Genomic DNA, 15068 nt, shown 5'->3' with positions numbered 1-15068 from the left:
GTCGAAGCAGAAAGTAATAAATACGGCATCAAGGATGAAGGGTATGCCCTAATTTCTGACGCAAATAAGCCCCCGCCCCCAGCAAACCGGGTTGCTGATGAGTAATCATATAGACCGGAATATCCTGCAAGAAATCTTTGAAACGGCCTTTATCTTCAAAAGCACCGCGAAAACCGGAAGCTTTGAAGAACTCCATAAAGCGCGGCACAATACCGCCAGCAATATAGACACCGCCAAAGGTGCTGAGATTTAAGGCCAGATTGCCGCCAAAGCGCCCCATAATCACGCAAAACAGGGATAATGCGCGGCGACAGTCAGTGCAACTGTTAGCCAGAGCGCGTTCAGTCACATCTTTCGGGGCCAGATTCTCGGGCTGGCGGCCATCAGAAATCACAATTGCCCGATATAGATTGACCAGCCCCGGCCCGGAAAGCACCCGCTCGGCGGAAACGTGGCCCAGTTCCTGACGCAATACCGCCAAAATCCGGTCTTCTTCTTCACTATTGGGCGCAAAATCCACATGCCCGCCCTCACCCGGCAAGCTTATCCAGCGACTATCCACATTCACTAAATGCGCTACCCCCAACCCCGTCCCCGCACCATAGACCGCAACCGGTTTGCCCGGCTGTGGCGCTGTGCCGCCAAATTGCAGTACATCCTGCGGCGACAACATCGGGATCGCCATTGATACCGCGGTGAAATCATTGATGATTTCTAAGTGCTTTAGCCCCAGATTTTGCTGCATTTCGGCGATAGAAAATGCCCAAGTGTGATTGGTCATTGCTACCCAATCGCCAGTAATCGGGCAGGCAATGGCAATACAGCCGTGCTCTACAGTGACCTTATACTCTGATAAATATTGCCTAATAACAGCTTCCAGACTGTCGTAATCTAAACCTGAATATGTTTTTGCTTGTGATATTTCGCCGGTCGCCACAGCGCAAAGCGCCAAACGGGCATTAGTGCCACCAACGTCACCCACCAGGGCATAGCTCGTCATCAGAAACTTCTCCATTACAGATATTCTTAACTTCAATTATGCTCACTGTAAAATCAGGCTGGGGAAACAACAATCTCAATGCTGGAAACCGTTTCGCTTTGGGATAAAGATCACATAAAAACGTTTCAGCAGCGGCCACTTGCCACTGCTGACGGTAAAAAAATGCTGGGTAATGAGGTCAAAAATCAGTTTGAACCGCGCCCTTCGTCAGAAGCGGGCTTGAGTGCTACGGGCTGACGTGAGCGAATAATTCGCGCCCGCAAACTGTCATAGGCCCAGTTGTAAAACATCGTGTAAGGCAGGAAGAACAGGAAGAAACCAATCTCCAGTATCAATGCCTGTAACAGAGAAACCCCCAATACACCGGCCGCAATCGGCAAGCCAATTAAGATAAACCCACTTTCAAAGCCCAATGCATGGAATGCTCGCACACGGAGGGTTTTAGCAACACGGCTAACCGGCCAGAAGTGGTCGAATAAGCTGTTGTAAATAATATTCCACAGCATCGCCACTGAGGAGAGCAGCACGGTTAAGGTGCCCATCTGTAATATTGAACGATCCAGCAGCCATGCGCCAACGGGTGCACAAATCGAGATAGCAATGACCTCAAAACCCACGGCATGGATAATCCGCTCAAATAAAGATTTGCGATGAACTTGCATAAAACACCCACTTAATTAATCAGAAACAGATTGTCGATGGTGATTATCATCGATTTTTAAGATAGATTAAAAATAGAACCCATCGATAAAATAGATAGTTTATGCATTATTCCCCCGAAGCACTGATTGCGTTTGTCGAAGCCGCTGCCCTCGGCTCATTCTCAGCAGCTGCCCGCAAGCTGCGCAAAAGCCAGTCGACCATCAGCACCGCTATCACCAATTTGGAGGCGGATCTGGGTTTAACATTGTTTGATCGACAAGCCCGCCTACCGGTGTTGACTGACCATGGGCGGCGAGTGCTCTCCCATGTGCAGGAAATTCTAGCTGCCAGTGAGCGGCTGGATAACCTCTCCATCCGTTTGGCGGCCCAGGTTGAGACCCGGCTGACATTTGTATTGTCTGATACCTATCAGCCTACCCATCATGAAAGCTTATTGCGCCGCTTTGAACAGCGTTATCCTGATATCGAATTTGAGTGTTTAATTGCCGAAGATTTCGATGTGATTGACTTACTGCAACTTAGGCGGGCGCATATTGGCGTGGTGGAAGTTCAGCATCATTACCCGCCGGACATTGCTGCTAACCGATTACCCGCCCAGACGGAAATGGCAATTTTTGTCAAACCCGACCATCCGCTGGCGCAGTTACCCCATGTCCACCCCGAACAATTAGCCACCACCCGACAACTTCGCCTGAATACTTATAACCGCACCGAGCGCAATCAGTCGCAGGGGCTAATGTGGTCAGCGCCGAGTTATTTGATGTTGCTGGAAATGGCAGAGCAAGGCTTCGGTTGGGCTATTTTACCGCGCTGGTTAGTTGAGCAATACAGTCATAAAAAACTGGTCGCCTTATCGACCCTTGGTTGGCCTAAAACTATCTCAATTGACGCCGTTTGGTCGAAAAAAAACCCGCCGGGGCCAGCAGGTTATTGGTTGTTGGATCAATTGACCGGTAAGACAAATAACGGCCAGTGAAGTCAGAGCGCTGTATTACCGGCCTGAAGAGATTTGGCTATATTGACCAATAATTCAAGCGCATCCATTTGCGGCAATACCACCACGATAAAAGCCAATCGTTATAGCTCTGCTGCGGCCCATAAATAGTTCGTTCAACCACATACCCTTGGTTATTGATCAGAAAAATAATGGGATTTAATCCACCACGCAGCATTGATCCTAACTGACCAAATTCAGTGACCAAAAGCAGACTCTGTGATCTCGCCAACTTACGCAATCAGTGGAAACGCATACATTAATACGTCGTTTACTCTCATCAATAAGGGGCATCATGGTCTACCAAGCAGCTTCCTCCCGCTATCAGGAAATGGAATATTACCGTTGTGGCCGTAGTGGATTAATGCTGCCGGCTATTTCTCTCGGCCTGTGGCATAACTTTGGCGATAGCACCTTGTATGAAAATAGCCGTAATCTGATTCATCGGGCTTTTGACCATGGTATTACCCACTTTGATTTAGCCAATAACTATGGCCCGCCCCCTGGATCCGCTGAGCTGAACTTTGGCCGAATATTGCAGCAAGACTTACGCCCTTACCGTGATGAACTGATTATCTCGTCCAAAGCGGGCTATACCATGTGGCCCGGCCCTTATGGGGATTGGGGTTCAAAAAAATATCTGGTCGCGAGCATCAATCAAAGTTTGCAGCGCATGGGTTTGGATTATGTTGATATTTTCTATCATCACCGGCCAGACCCTAATACCCCGCTAGAAGAGACCATGGCGGCACTGGATTTACTGGTGCGCCAAGGCAAAGCCTTGTATATCGGCTTGTCGAACTACCCTGCGGCACAAGCGCGCCAAGCCTGTGAAATTCTCGCTCAGCTCGGCACCCCCTGCCTGATTCACCAACCTAAATACTCTATGTTTGAGCGCTGGATTGAAGCCGAGTTACAAGATACGTTGGATGAATATGGCGTCGGTTCTATTGCTTTCTCGCCACTGGCGGGCGGCTTGTTAACTGACCGCTATCTGGCAGGAATTCCATTGGATTCTCGGGCAGCCAGTGACAGTAAGTTCCTGAATCCCGAGCAGCTTTCAGCAGAAAAACTGGTCAAGGTTCGTCAATTAAATGAACTGGCGCTTGATCGCGGGCAGAAACTGTCGCAAATGTCGTTAGCTTGGGTATTACGTGGTGGGCGGGTGACGTCAGCCCTGATTGGGGCCAGTAAAACCAGCCAAATTGATGATGCCGTCGGCATGTTGGCAAATACCGAGTTCAGTGACGCAGAAATAAAAGCGATTGAAGATATTTTAGTGTAAACGTTCTCTTTTTAATCACTAAACAGGGGGGATGCCCCCTGTGCCCCTCTTCATTATCCCCACAGATAAATCCTAAATCCGTATTTTACAGTTTTATCCGAATCTCAACGGCTGACTTTCTGTTTAAGATGACGCCATAGCCTATAAGGCAAAAAAAGGATAAATAATGTTAAAGACGGCCATATTTAAATCAACAATGTTAAAGCTGAGTATCCTGAGGCCGAGAAAGATAAAACCTTGGCCGTCGATAACCATATTGCTGATAACAATATTAGCCTGGTTCCCTCTTATCCCCATGGCGAATGCCGAGAGCATTGAATTGCTGCCCAGTATTTCTTTACACATTGGCGAACAGGATCGCAATGGTAATTATTGGGATGGTTATGACTGGCGCGACCGCCAATGGTGGAAAAATCATCAAGGGCGAGATTTAGGCGAGCGTAATCGTCATGGTCATTACTGGGATGGTCACCGCTGGCAAGAGAGAAATTGGTGGAAAAAGAACTATTATTACCGCGAAGGGCGCTACTGGAAACATGACAAGCATCATGACAACCGCGGCAAAAAACATCACCGTGGCCAAGGGCGTAACCATCACCATCACGACTAACTCGCGTGCAGTCTCTCAGACGGGTTTATATCTTTAACCCGTCTGACTGATAAACCTAAAGCAGACTCGCCAGCAGATAACCATTTAATCCAATTACGCACAAGACAACAAATTTACCCAGAATCTGAGTCAGTTTGTTATCAACCAACTCCCCCATCAATTCTTTATTGCCGGTGAATACCAATAACGGCACCAGCGCCAATGCAATGCCAAAGCTCAGTAAAACTTGGCTCATCACCAGTATTTTAGTCGCGTCCATGCCGATCATAATGACAATAAAGGACGGCAACATAGTGATCGCGCGGCGTAGCCACATTGGAATATAAAAGTGCACAAACCCCTGCATCACCACTTGCCCAGCCATGGTGCCCACCACTGTCGATGACAGGCCGGCGGCAACCAAACTCAAGCCAAAAACTGTAGCGGCAGCATTGCCCAGCAAGGGTTGCAAGGTCAAATAGGCTTCTTCGATTTCGGCAACATGTTGATAACCATTGAAATGGAAAGCCGCAGCAGCGGTTGCCATCATGGCCAAATTCACAAAACCAGCAATCGTCATGGCAATCGCCACATCAAACTTGGTTGAGGCGTAGCGCTCAGTTTTGGATTCTTTGCTTTCCGTCTGTGTTAATGCTGAATGCAGGTAAATGACGTGCGGCATAATTGTCGCCCCCAAGACCCCGGCGGCTAAAAACACCGCGTTACTGTTAGGTAAGCTCGGAATAATCATCCCGCGCCCCAGGGCCGCCAGTTCAGGTTGAGAGAAAATCAGTTCAACAATATAAGATGCCGCGACGAACAAAAGCAGCCCACCAATCACCATTTCGATTGGCTTTTGCCCACGGTTTTGCAGCATAAGAATGAGGAAAGTGGCGATGCCAGTCAGTACCGCACCTTGTAGCAGTGTTACACCCAGCAGCAATTTGAAGCCGATAGCGGCTCCGATAAACTCGGCCAAGTCTGTTGCCATCACGATAATCTCGGCCTGCACCCAGTAAGCCCATACTACCGGGCGTGGGAAACGATCACGAATATGCTCCGCCAGATTCTTACCGGTCGCGATCCCAAGTTTTGCTGACAGCAATTGGACTAACATCGCCATGACATTAGCCCACACCACCACCCATAAGAGAGTATAGCCAAAGGTAGCTCCGGCTTGAATGTTAGTCGCAAAGTTACCGGGGTCGATATAGGCAATGGCAGCAATAAAGGCAGGCCCCATCAGGGAGAGTTTGATCCTCCTTGAGTTACGGCGGGGTGTATCGACAGCACGGCTATTCAACATTCAGTATTACCCTTGGAAATTTACGGCTACTCTCTTATCACCCATAATATCTAAATGATAATAATTATCAAGCGCATTTAGAATGGTGAAACTTATCTCTCTGATAGCTAATACCGCGTAATCTGCCGTGCAGTAAGGGAGGCGCTCTTGGTTTCTGAAAAATTGTGTTAAATACTGCATCGCAATTTCCGAGCTCGCTCACTACAATTGTTCAAACTAGCATATTTACACTATCCCTGTAGCATATTATTAACATCCTATTTTTTGTGATCAACCCCACTAATTTGTTTGCATTTATGAAAGTGAATTTCTATATTTGCGGTCTATATCTCGTTTTTAATGTAGCCGTTACATAAAATGTCCACCAAAACCTAGTCTGCCTCTAATTTGGAGCACATATGTCCCATATTCTACAGTTTGCGTTGGCCTTAGTCGTAGTGGCCATATTGGCTCTTGTTATCTGCAAAGATCGCAAAAGCATCCGCATTCGGTTTGTTATTCAATTATTGGTTATTGAAGTGTTGCTGGCGTACTTCTTCCTCCATTCAGAAGTTGGATTAGGTTTTGTGAAAGGATTCGCGGGCTTTTTCGACAAATTACTGGGGTTCGCTGCTACCGGCACTGATTTTGTCTTCGGTAACATGGGGGATAAAGGCCTCGCATTCTTCTTCCTGAGAGTGCTGTGTCCTATCGTCTTTATTTCTGCTCTCATTGGTATTCTGCAGTACATTAAAGTTCTGCCCGTCATTATTCGTATTATTGGGACTTTATTGTCCAAAGTTAACGGCATGGGTAAGCTGGAATCATTCAACGCAGTCAGTTCACTGATTCTGGGCCAATCTGAAAACTTCATCGCCTATAAAGATATTTTAGGCAAAATGTCTGAAAAACGCATGTACACCATGGCAGCAACGGCAATGTCGACAGTCTCGATGTCAATTGTCGGTGCTTATATGTCAATGCTGGACGCGAAATTCGTGGTCGCCGCGCTGGTGCTTAACATGTTCAGCACCTTTATCGTGTTGTCGCTAATCAACCCGTATAAAGCTGAGGATGAAGAAGAGTTACAGCTGAGCAACTTGCATGAAGGTCAAAGCTTCTTTGAAATGCTGGGTGAATACATCTTGGCCGGTTTCAAAGTTGCCATTATCGTAGCAGCAATGCTGATTGGTTTTATCGCATTGATTGCTGCGATGAATGCTCTGTTTAGCCTGCTGTTTGGTATTAGCTTCCAGGGTATTTTGGGCTATGTCTTCTTCCCGTTTGCTTGGGTAATGGGCATTCCTGCTCATGAAGCCTTGCAAGTCGGCGGTATAATGGCAACCAAATTGGTTTCTAACGAATTTGTGGCCATGATGGACTTGCAGAAAGTGGCATCAGAATTGTCACCACGTAGTGTGGGTATTCTGTCCGTATTCCTGGTTTCATTCGCTAACTTCTCTTCCATCGGCATCGTCGCCGGTGCGATTAAAGGCCTGAATGAGCACCAAGGTAATGTCGTTTCTCGTTTTGGCTTGAAGCTGCTGTACGGCTCTACACTGGTCAGTGTGCTGTCTGCGTCTATCGCGGGCCTGGTACTCTAAGTATCAGAAAATAATCTCTAAAGAGGCGCTACGGCGCCTTTTTTTATGCCTGTGATTCGAGGGCATGCTATTTGATGTAATGATGCTTATTGGCAGGTTAAAAAGCTAAAGATATAAGTCGGTAAAAAGAAATGGGGGAAATAGCTATTTGGAAGTTTTGGGGGGTTACTAAGATACTAGATATAATGGTGGGTCGTGCGGGATGACTCGGCCGCTGGCCTCGCCCTTCGGGTCAACGCTGAAGCGTTGCTGTCTCGCTTCGCTCGGCTCGAACCTGAACGCAGGGTCTCACCCACACGATATCGTGTAGTATGCAACTTCTGAGTTTGAGGGATTTAATAAGATACTAGATATAATGGTGGGTCGTGGGATGACTCGGCCGCTGGCCTCGCCCTTCGGGTCAACGCTGAAGCGTTGCTGTCTCGCTTCGCTCGGCTCGAACCTGAACGCAGGGTCTCACCCACACGATATCGTGTAGTATGCAACTTCTGAGTTTGAGGGATTTAATAAGATACTAGATATAATGGTGGGTCGTGCGGGATTCGAACCTGCGACCAATTGATTAAAAGTCAACTGCTCTACCAACTGAGCTAACGACCCATTATATAATGCTGAAAGTATAGAAGTGGTGGGCGATACCAGATTCGAACTGATGACCCCCTCCGTGTAAAGGAGATGCTCTACCAACTGAGCTAATCGCCCACTTCTACTACTTTGATACTTCAAAACAATGAGGGATGAGTGGTGGGCGATACCAGATTCGAACTGATGACCCCCTCCGTGTAAAGGAGATGCTCTACCAACTGAGCTAATCGCCCTCATCTATCTCATTTAATGCTTTGTATTTCATTTACTTTATAACACGTCGAGTTTGGTGGGCGATACCAGATTCGAACTGATGACCCCCTCCGTGTAAAGGAGATGCTCTACCAACTGAGCTAATCGCCCCGCCGTGTTGTTGGAGTCGCATTATAGGGATAGTTCGAAGTGAGTCAACGGTTTTTAAAACGAAAACAATCGTTCGCCGCAAATTTAAACAGGATGCGATATTTATCGCCACTATGAACCTTGGCATACCGGTAACATCGTTGAGGAATTGTCTCAGGGTGGTAGAATGTCGCCTACTTTTTCGAATTTCGAGCAACAGCCAGCTTTTGCTGGTCGGCGTAGCGTAATAAGGCATCGAACCCAATGAAAATCAAAACCCGTTTTGCACCCAGTCCTACCGGCTATCTTCACGTCGGTGGCGCACGTACCGCGTTGTATTCCTGGTTGTTCACTCGCCACTTTGGTGGTGAATTTGTTTTGCGTATTGAAGATACCGATCTTGAGCGCTCAACTCAGGAAGCTATCGACGCCATTATGGACGGTATGAACTGGCTAAATCTGGATTGGGATGAGGGCCCGTATTTCCAAACCAAACGTTTCGATCGCTACAATGCGGTCATTGACCAAATGTTGGAAAACGGCACTGCTTATAGATGCTATTGCTCCAGAGAGCGTCTGGATGAATTGCGCGAAGCCCAAATGGCCAATGGTGAAAAACCCCGCTACGATGGCCGCTGCCGCGATAGCCAGTGTACCCATGGTGCTGATGAACCTTCTGTCGTGCGTTTTCGTAACCCACAGGAAGGCTCGGTTATTTTCGATGATAAAATCCGTGGCCCAATCGAATTCAGCAACCAAGAGCTGGATGATTTAATCATCCGCCGTACCGATGGTTCGCCGACTTATAACTTCTGCGTGGTGGTTGATGACTGGGATATGGAAATCACCCATGTTATCCGTGGTGAAGACCATATCAATAATACCCCGCGACAGATTAATATCTTGAAAGCGCTAGGCGCGCCGGTTCCTGAATATGCCCACGTTTCAATGATTTTGGGTGATGACGGCAAAAAACTGTCTAAGCGCCATGGCGCGGTCGGTGTGATGCAATACCGCGATGACGGCTATCTGCCAGAAGCGCTGTTGAACTACCTGGTCCGCCTGGGCTGGTCTCATGGTGATCAAGAAATATTCTCTGTTGCTGAGATGACCGAGCTATTCACACTGGATGCGGTCAGCAAATCTGCCAGTGCTTTCAATACTGAAAAACTACAATGGCTGAATCATCACTATATCAATAGCTTGCCGCCAGAACAGGTTGCAGTTCACTTGTCATGGCAGGTTGAGCAGTTGGGTATTGATACTCGCAATGGCCCTGAGTTGGCCGAGATAGTTAAGTTATTAGGTGAGCGCTGTAAGACATTAAAAGAAATGGCCGAATCTTGCCGCTATTTCTACGAAGAGTTTGATGAGTTCGATGCAGACGCGGCGAAAAAACATTTGCGCCCTGTGGCCCGTCAGCCCCTGGAGGCAGTTAAAGCCAAACTGGCTGCTATCACCGAATGGACGACTGAAAACGTTCACAATGCCATTCAGGGCACCGCTGATGAGCTAGGTGTAGGTATGGGCAAAGTTGGCATGCCGCTGCGTGTTGCTGTCACTGGCGCAGGCCAATCACCGGGTATGGATGTCACTGTTCATGCCATCGGGCAGGCGCGCTCGCTAGCACGTATTGATAAAGCTCTGGCTTTTATCAGTGAGCGTGAAGCGCAGCAATAAATTCTAACTCATTTATTAGGCGGCTGACTAAAGTCGCCTTTTTTATGCTGTTTTCTCACTGATTTGGCGGCTTTTTCAGCGCTTAACCTAAGAAATAGAATTAGCCGTTGACACTGTTTCAGGGGTTTCATATCATGCGCCCCGTTCACACAATTTATTATGTGCGCATTGGGGCTATAGCTCAGCTGGGAGAGCGCTTGCATGGCATGCAAGAGGTCGACGGTTCGATCCCGTCTAGCTCCACCAAATTTCTTGTTTGGTAAAGTTTTCAAACTCGATAAGTGGATGGCATATAATTCAATACGAACAACCACATTTGTGGGGCTATAGCTCAGCTGGGAGAGCGCTTGCATGGCATGCAAGAGGTCGACGGTTCGATCCCGTCTAGCTCCACCACTCTTTAAAAGACCGGCCTATGGCCGGTTTTTTGCCTTTTAAGCTTTGCTCCCGTTATTCTCTAATTTATCATTCCGCACTGTTATTCTGTTTTTCTTCAAATCTGTTTTTTCTTCAAATACATTGATTACAGAGGAAGTAGCCGATGAACCAACGACAGCAAATCATTGAATGGTTACGTGCCGACCCCTATCGGATGCAAGCTTTATCTTTTGCCCGTGAACTTCGGTTAAACCAGTGGTGCTTGGCCGCAGGATTTGTCCGTAATCTGGTGTGGGATAAGCTGCATGGATACCCTTCCTCTACCCCACTTAATGATATTGATTTAGTCTATTTCGATGAGCAAAACACCCGCGAGCAGCATGATTCACAGCTTGAAGATCAACTTAATCACTCAACATCAGCCCGGCATCAATCATTCCCGTGGTCAGTCAAAAATCAGGCCAGAATGCACCTGCGCACTGGACGCCAACCTTACACCAGCACCGAAGATGCCATCAGCTATTGGGTTGAAGTGGAAACGGCCATTGGTGCCAGCCTTAAAGAGAATGGCGATATTGAGCTGGTCACCCCGTTCGGTTTGGCTGCTTTGTTTAGTAAAACTATTACGTTGAACAGCAAAAATGGTGAGATCGATACTTACTATCAGCGAGTCAATAGCAAAGGTTGGCAACAACATTGGCCTGAATTACGCTTAGTGGTTTAGCCACATAGCATTCACATAACTGCTCAAAAAAACGCCAAGTGATAAGATTGTGTAAAACCGCCCTTAGAAGTTAAAGATTAATATCCCCCTCGTCGATAAGCATTACTCCACTCACGTTATTTCAAGGAATAATGATGTCGAACACAATCTCTACAACATCAATCTCTGTGAGCAGTAGTAGCTCGTCGGACAACAGTAGCGCGGCACAGATTAAATCGATTAATCAAGAGATCCAAAAACTGACCGAGAAGTTAAGCACTTTAAAAGATTCTGGTTTGACTGCTGATGAGTTGCAAAAACAGCAACAGCAAATTCAAAGTCAAATTGCCGCACTACAAGCTGAAGTTGCGCGTATTCAAGCTAAAGAGTCGGAGAAAACCAAAGAAGGGGACAACAATACTGTCAGCGCACCGGCCGGTGATGGCGTCAACCGCCCTTCGGCACAGAACCAGATTGACGTTTATATTTAATGCCGGTGATGCCTTAAAAAACAAGACTATGGCGATGACGGGCATCCGCCCATCGCCATATTTTAGAATGCCAGATTAGCCGCGTTTAAGTGGTTTAACTAAACTATCCAGCCCTTCAATCCTGATGGCCAGAGTCATCTCCATCAGCATACCCAGCTTGCCTTGAGGAAACTCACCTTTGCGCGCAAACCAAAGCAGATACTCCTCCGGAAGATCGATCAATACCCGGCCCTGATATTTACCGAAAGGCATACGGGTATTGGCGATCTCAACTAAATTTTCTTTTTCCACATGCCCCTCCGAATGCCCTTTCGTGAGTAAGATTATTCACCAAGCAAAAGGATCATTTCTGCTTCATCGATAACCTTAATCCCCAGTTCCTGCGCCTTCACCAATTTTGAACCAGCAGCTTCACCCGCAATCACCAGATCCGTTTTCTTGGAAACACTGCCACTCACTTTTGCCCCTAAAGCAGTCAGGCGATCTTTTGCTTCGTCCCGTGAGAGAATGGTCAGCGAGCCAGTCAGCACCACGGTTTTTCCGGCAAATGGGCTGTCGATCTCTTCGGCAATAATTGGTTGAGGCTCCGGCCAACTGATCACTTTTTCCAGCGCTTCGATCACTTTCTGATTGTGTTCTTCACCGAGGAAATTCCGCACATGTTTGGCCACTATTTCACCCACATCCGGCACACTTTTTAATGCTTCAATATCTGCCGCACGCAGATTTGCCAGATTACGGAAGTGAGCCGCTAAGTTAGCCGCTGTCGCCTCCCCCACCTCACGAATGCCCAAAGCATACAAAAAGCGGGCAAAAGTGGTTTGTTTCGCTTTTTCTAGCGCCGCTATCAGATTTTGTGCGGACTTCGGCCCCATCCGGTCCAACCCGGTCAGCTTGCCCGCGGTCAGTGTGAATAAATCAGCAGGATTCTCAACATACTGTTTTTCCACCAGTTGCTCGATAATCTTGTCACCCATACCTTCGACATCCAGCGCCCGGCGCGAAACAAAATGCTTCAATGCCTCTTTGCGTTGCGCGGCGCAGAATAACCCACCAGTACAGCGAGCGACCGCTTCGCCCTCAACCCGCTCAATATCAGAGCCACACACTGGGCAGTGTTCAGGGAAAGTAATCTCTTTAGCATCCTGCGGGCGCTGCTCCATCACTACGCCCACCACCTGCGGAATAACATCTCCGGCACGGCGGACAATTACGGTATCGCCAATGCGTAAACCCAAGCGCTCGATTTCATCGGCATTATGCAGAGTGGCATTGCTGACAATCACGCCCGCCACTTGTACTGGCTCCAGCCGGGCTACCGGGGTAATCGCACCGGTGCGCCCCACCTGAAATTCTACTTCACGGACTTGAGTTATCTGTTCTTGTGCCGGGAATTTAAATGCCGTCGCCCAGCGCGGGGCGCGTGCCACGAAACCCAACTGCTCTTGCAAGTCGAGTGAATCAACTTTGATGACCACACCATCAATATCAAAACCTAAACCGGCGCGGTCTTGTTCAACTTGACGATAGAAAGCAATGACTTGCTCGCTGCCAGTGCACAGTTTGACCCGATTACTGACCGGTAAGCCCCAAGCTTTAAACTGCATTAGGCGCTGAATATGACTGCGGGGAAGTTCACCGCCCTCCAATAAACCCACGCCATAGCAGAAGAAGGTTAATGGCCGTTTAGCGGTAATACGCGGGTCAAGCTGGCGCAGTGAGCCAGCAGCCGCATTACGCGGGTTAGCAAAAATTTTGCCCCCTTTGCGGCGCGCCTCGTCATTCAGTTGCTCGAAACCGGCCTGTGGCATAAAGACTTCGCCACGAACTTCAACCCGACGCGGGATATTATCCCCTTGTAAACGCAGCGGAATAGCCCGGATAGTGCGCACATTGGCAGTGATATTTTCACCGGTGGTGCCATCACCACGGGTTGCGGCCTGTACCAGTTCACCCTCTTCATACAACAAACTCACCGCTAAACCATCAAGCTTCAATTCACAGCAAAATGTCAGCGGCTCCGCGCTTTTCAGCCGGTCATGCACCCTTTTATCAAAAGCCAGATAACTCTCTTCATCAAAGACATTATCCAGAGACAGCATCGGGACTTCATGTTTAACCTGCTCGAATGCATCAAGAGGCGCGGCGCCTACCCGTTGAGTCGGTGAGTCATTGGTAATCAGTTCGGGATGTTGTGCTTCCAAATCGCGCAATTGCTGCATCAACCGGTCATATTCAGCATCAGGGATCTCTGGCGCATCCAGCACATGATATTGATGCTCGTGATGGCGCAATGAGGTTCTTAGTTGATTAATTTGCTGAATTATCGATTCCATGGCTCACCATCAAAGATAAAAAACCCCCGGCATGCGGGGGTTCGGGTTAATTCAATTCATTGCGAGGCAACATTATCAGGCGGTTGCGTTTGCATCCAACACTTCGCGGATGCGGGCCTTGTACGTTTCCAGTTTTTGCGGGGTCATCATGCGGCGCTCATCATCCAACACCACACCGCCGACATCATCAGCAATACGCTGGGCTGATTGCAGCATCAACTTAAAGTTTTGATGTGCATCGCCATAAGACGGCACCATCATAAACATTGAGACACCCGGCGTTGAGAAGTCAGACATAGTGTCAGGGTCAAAAGAACCCGGTTTCACCATATTTGCCAAGCTGAATAATACTGGGCCACTGCCTGCTGGGCTAAGATGGCGATGGAAAATCCCCATTTCACCAAACTGGAAGCCAGACTGAAGTACACTTTGTAGTAGCACTTCCCCCCCAAGAGCCCCGCCATGATGGGCTGCAACATGCAGCACCAAAACGGTTTCTTTCAGCTTTTGTGGTTTCACTTCAGGAGCTGGAGCGACAGGCTCTGGTTGTGATTCCACAGGTTGCGGAGCCACCCGAGCGGCATGTGTAGCCACAGGTTGTGGTTCTGCGTGACGCGGTTGTGAGTCATATTCCCCAACCGAGCCAAACAAAGGATCACGCTGTGATTCATGCGGTGGTTGCTCAGCAGATAGCCCACCCAAAAGAGGGTCATCGTTTTCTATTTCCACTGAGCCTGTTTGCACTGAAGCAAAAGGTTTCTGGCGAGGTTCCGCCTTAGCCGAAGCCGGTTTGGTTTCAGTATGCTGAATTACCGGCAATTCATCGTCGTCTTCATCAAGATGATTAAACGAAGGCTTCTCTTGTGGATGAGCAGTGCGGACGCGCACTTCTCCCACCCCTTCATCGAGAGTCTCGATCGGGGTTTCAATTCGTTCTTGTTTCGGACGTTTAACTGGGCGATCGCGAAAAATTGATGAGCGTTCTTTACGGCTGGTCCATAAACCATGCAATAACAACGCTATTATGGCGATCGCGCCAACAACGATTAATATCAGACGCAAATCCTGCATCATTACTATCTCTGTTGTTCCTATACATTGCCACCGCGGCAAACATTCACCCTTTAACTCTA

The 15068-nt window shown here is 48.2% G+C and carries 13 protein-coding genes, 6 tRNA genes and 2 other RNA genes; 9 read left to right on the top strand and 12 right to left on the bottom strand.

Annotated features, from left to right (window positions below):
• Positions 1 to 28: 28 nt before the first annotated feature.
• Together glk and OP863_RS05970 are read right to left on the bottom strand one after the other, a co-directional pair.
• A complete protein-coding gene (gene glk / locus OP863_RS05975) occupies positions 29 to 1000 on the bottom strand; it encodes a glucokinase (protein ID WP_145589131.1) in 972 nt (323 codons plus the stop codon).
• A 185-nt stretch (positions 1001 to 1185) separates the two neighbouring features.
• Complete coding sequence (locus tag OP863_RS05970) at positions 1186 to 1662, bottom strand: multidrug/biocide efflux PACE transporter (protein WP_038634936.1); 477 nt, start codon at positions 1660 to 1662, stop codon at positions 1186 to 1188.
• 101 nt (positions 1663 to 1763) lie between these two features.
• Between OP863_RS05970 and OP863_RS05965 the strand changes: the two genes are divergently transcribed.
• From OP863_RS05965 to OP863_RS05950, 3 genes are all read left to right on the top strand, one after another.
• Entirely contained in the window at positions 1764 to 2639 is an 876-nt protein-coding gene (locus OP863_RS05965; protein WP_145510161.1) for a LysR family transcriptional regulator, read from the top strand.
• Positions 2640 to 2952: 313 nt separating this feature from the next.
• Positions 2953 to 3942, top strand: a complete 990-nt coding sequence (locus tag OP863_RS05955; protein WP_050291460.1) for an aldo/keto reductase — start codon at positions 2953 to 2955, stop codon at positions 3940 to 3942.
• Between the two features lie 166 nt (positions 3943 to 4108).
• Entirely contained in the window at positions 4109 to 4552 is a 444-nt protein-coding gene (locus tag OP863_RS05950) for a DUF2502 domain-containing protein (protein WP_265525975.1), read from the top strand.
• 55 nt (positions 4553 to 4607) lie between these two features.
• Here the strand turns inward: OP863_RS05950 and OP863_RS05945 are convergent, their stop codons facing one another.
• The gene (locus OP863_RS05945; protein ID WP_145589135.1) at positions 4608 to 5837 is read right to left on the bottom strand and encodes an Nramp family divalent metal transporter; all 1230 of its coding nucleotides are present in this window, start codon (positions 5835 to 5837) and stop codon (positions 4608 to 4610) included.
• A 398-nt stretch (positions 5838 to 6235) separates the two neighbouring features.
• On the opposite strand from OP863_RS05945, the gene OP863_RS05940 reads away from it, so the two are divergent.
• Positions 6236 to 7420: a NupC/NupG family nucleoside CNT transporter gene (locus OP863_RS05940; protein ID WP_038634955.1), complete on the top strand. Its 1185-nt coding sequence runs from the start codon at positions 6236 to 6238 to the stop codon at positions 7418 to 7420.
• A gap of 186 nt (positions 7421 to 7606) precedes the next feature.
• On the opposite strand, the gene OP863_RS05935 is transcribed toward OP863_RS05940, so the two are convergent.
• The 6 genes from OP863_RS05935 to OP863_RS05910 form a co-directional block, all read right to left on the bottom strand.
• Positions 7607 to 7732: non-coding RNA, RtT sRNA (locus tag OP863_RS05935), on the bottom strand.
• A gap of 41 nt (positions 7733 to 7773) precedes the next feature.
• Positions 7774 to 7900, bottom strand: a non-coding RNA gene (locus OP863_RS05930) — RtT sRNA.
• Between the two features lie 44 nt (positions 7901 to 7944).
• A tRNA-Lys gene (locus OP863_RS05925) sits at positions 7945 to 8020 on the bottom strand.
• 26 nt (positions 8021 to 8046) lie between these two features.
• A tRNA-Val gene (locus OP863_RS05920) sits at positions 8047 to 8122 on the bottom strand.
• Positions 8123 to 8162: 40 nt separating this feature from the next.
• Positions 8163 to 8238: transfer RNA gene (locus OP863_RS05915), tRNA-Val, on the bottom strand.
• Between the two features lie 54 nt (positions 8239 to 8292).
• A tRNA-Val gene (locus OP863_RS05910) sits at positions 8293 to 8368 on the bottom strand.
• A 243-nt stretch (positions 8369 to 8611) separates the two neighbouring features.
• On the opposite strand from OP863_RS05910, the gene gltX reads away from it, so the two are divergent.
• From gltX to OP863_RS05885, 5 genes are all read left to right on the top strand, one after another.
• Entirely contained in the window at positions 8612 to 10027 is a 1416-nt protein-coding gene (gene gltX / locus OP863_RS05905) for a glutamate--tRNA ligase (RefSeq protein ID WP_050290567.1), read from the top strand.
• A 170-nt stretch (positions 10028 to 10197) separates the two neighbouring features.
• Positions 10198 to 10273 (top strand) — tRNA-Ala (locus OP863_RS05900).
• 74 nt (positions 10274 to 10347) lie between these two features.
• A tRNA-Ala gene (locus OP863_RS05895) sits at positions 10348 to 10423 on the top strand.
• 145 nt (positions 10424 to 10568) lie between these two features.
• The gene (locus tag OP863_RS05890; protein WP_145591513.1) at positions 10569 to 11129 is read left to right on the top strand and encodes a nucleotidyltransferase family protein; all 561 of its coding nucleotides are present in this window, start codon (positions 10569 to 10571) and stop codon (positions 11127 to 11129) included.
• Between the two features lie 134 nt (positions 11130 to 11263).
• Positions 11264 to 11599 (top strand): FlxA-like family protein, encoded by a 336-nt coding sequence (locus OP863_RS05885; RefSeq protein WP_145588897.1) that lies wholly within the window; start codon positions 11264 to 11266, stop codon positions 11597 to 11599.
• A 75-nt stretch (positions 11600 to 11674) separates the two neighbouring features.
• On the opposite strand, the gene OP863_RS05880 is transcribed toward OP863_RS05885, so the two are convergent.
• The 3 genes from OP863_RS05880 to zipA form a co-directional block, all read right to left on the bottom strand.
• On the bottom strand, positions 11675 to 11890 hold the full coding sequence (locus tag OP863_RS05880) for a DUF3820 family protein (protein WP_265525974.1): 216 nt from the start codon (positions 11888 to 11890) through the stop codon (positions 11675 to 11677).
• Positions 11891 to 11922: 32 nt separating this feature from the next.
• Positions 11923 to 13935 (bottom strand): NAD-dependent DNA ligase LigA, encoded by a 2013-nt coding sequence (ligA, locus tag OP863_RS05875; RefSeq protein ID WP_038634971.1) that lies wholly within the window; start codon positions 13933 to 13935, stop codon positions 11923 to 11925.
• Between the two features lie 75 nt (positions 13936 to 14010).
• Complete coding sequence (zipA, locus tag OP863_RS05870) at positions 14011 to 15009, bottom strand: cell division protein ZipA (RefSeq protein ID WP_038634973.1); 999 nt, start codon at positions 15007 to 15009, stop codon at positions 14011 to 14013.
• Positions 15010 to 15068 lie beyond the last annotated feature (59 nt).

It is taken from the genome of Yersinia sp. SCPM-O-B-9106 (C-191) (genome assembly GCF_026183365.1).
Lineage (GTDB): Bacteria > Pseudomonadota > Gammaproteobacteria > Enterobacterales > Enterobacteriaceae > Yersinia > Yersinia rochesterensis.
This window is presented reverse-complemented; position numbering and strand designations above follow the sequence as displayed.

Bases quoted from the DNA above. Each gene is read 5' to 3' on its own strand.
- OP863_RS05885 (WP_145588897.1), top strand. From the start codon at position 11,264: ATGTCGAACACAATCTCTACAACATCAATCTCTGTGAGCAGTAGTAGC.
- OP863_RS05970 (WP_038634936.1), bottom strand. From the start codon at position 1,662: ATGCAAGTTCATCGCAAATCTTTATTTGAGCGGATTATCCATGCCGTG.
- OP863_RS05955 (WP_050291460.1), top strand. From the start codon at position 2,953: ATGGTCTACCAAGCAGCTTCCTCCCGCTATCAGGAAATGGAATATTAC.
- gltX (WP_050290567.1), top strand. From the start codon at position 8,612: ATGAAAATCAAAACCCGTTTTGCACCCAGTCCTACCGGCTATCTTCAC.
- OP863_RS05945 (WP_145589135.1), bottom strand. From the start codon at position 5,837: ATGTTGAATAGCCGTGCTGTCGATACACCCCGCCGTAACTCAAGGAGG.
- ligA (WP_038634971.1), bottom strand. From the start codon at position 13,935: ATGGAATCGATAATTCAGCAAATTAATCAACTAAGAACCTCATTGCGC.
- zipA (WP_038634973.1), bottom strand. From the start codon at position 15,009: ATGATGCAGGATTTGCGTCTGATATTAATCGTTGTTGGCGCGATCGCC.
- OP863_RS05950 (WP_265525975.1), top strand. From the start codon at position 4,109: ATGTTAAAGACGGCCATATTTAAATCAACAATGTTAAAGCTGAGTATC.
- OP863_RS05890 (WP_145591513.1), top strand. From the start codon at position 10,569: ATGAACCAACGACAGCAAATCATTGAATGGTTACGTGCCGACCCCTAT.
- OP863_RS05940 (WP_038634955.1), top strand. From the start codon at position 6,236: ATGTCCCATATTCTACAGTTTGCGTTGGCCTTAGTCGTAGTGGCCATA.
- glk (WP_145589131.1), bottom strand. From the start codon at position 1,000: ATGACGAGCTATGCCCTGGTGGGTGACGTTGGTGGCACTAATGCCCGT.
- OP863_RS05965 (WP_145510161.1), top strand. From the start codon at position 1,764: ATGCATTATTCCCCCGAAGCACTGATTGCGTTTGTCGAAGCCGCTGCC.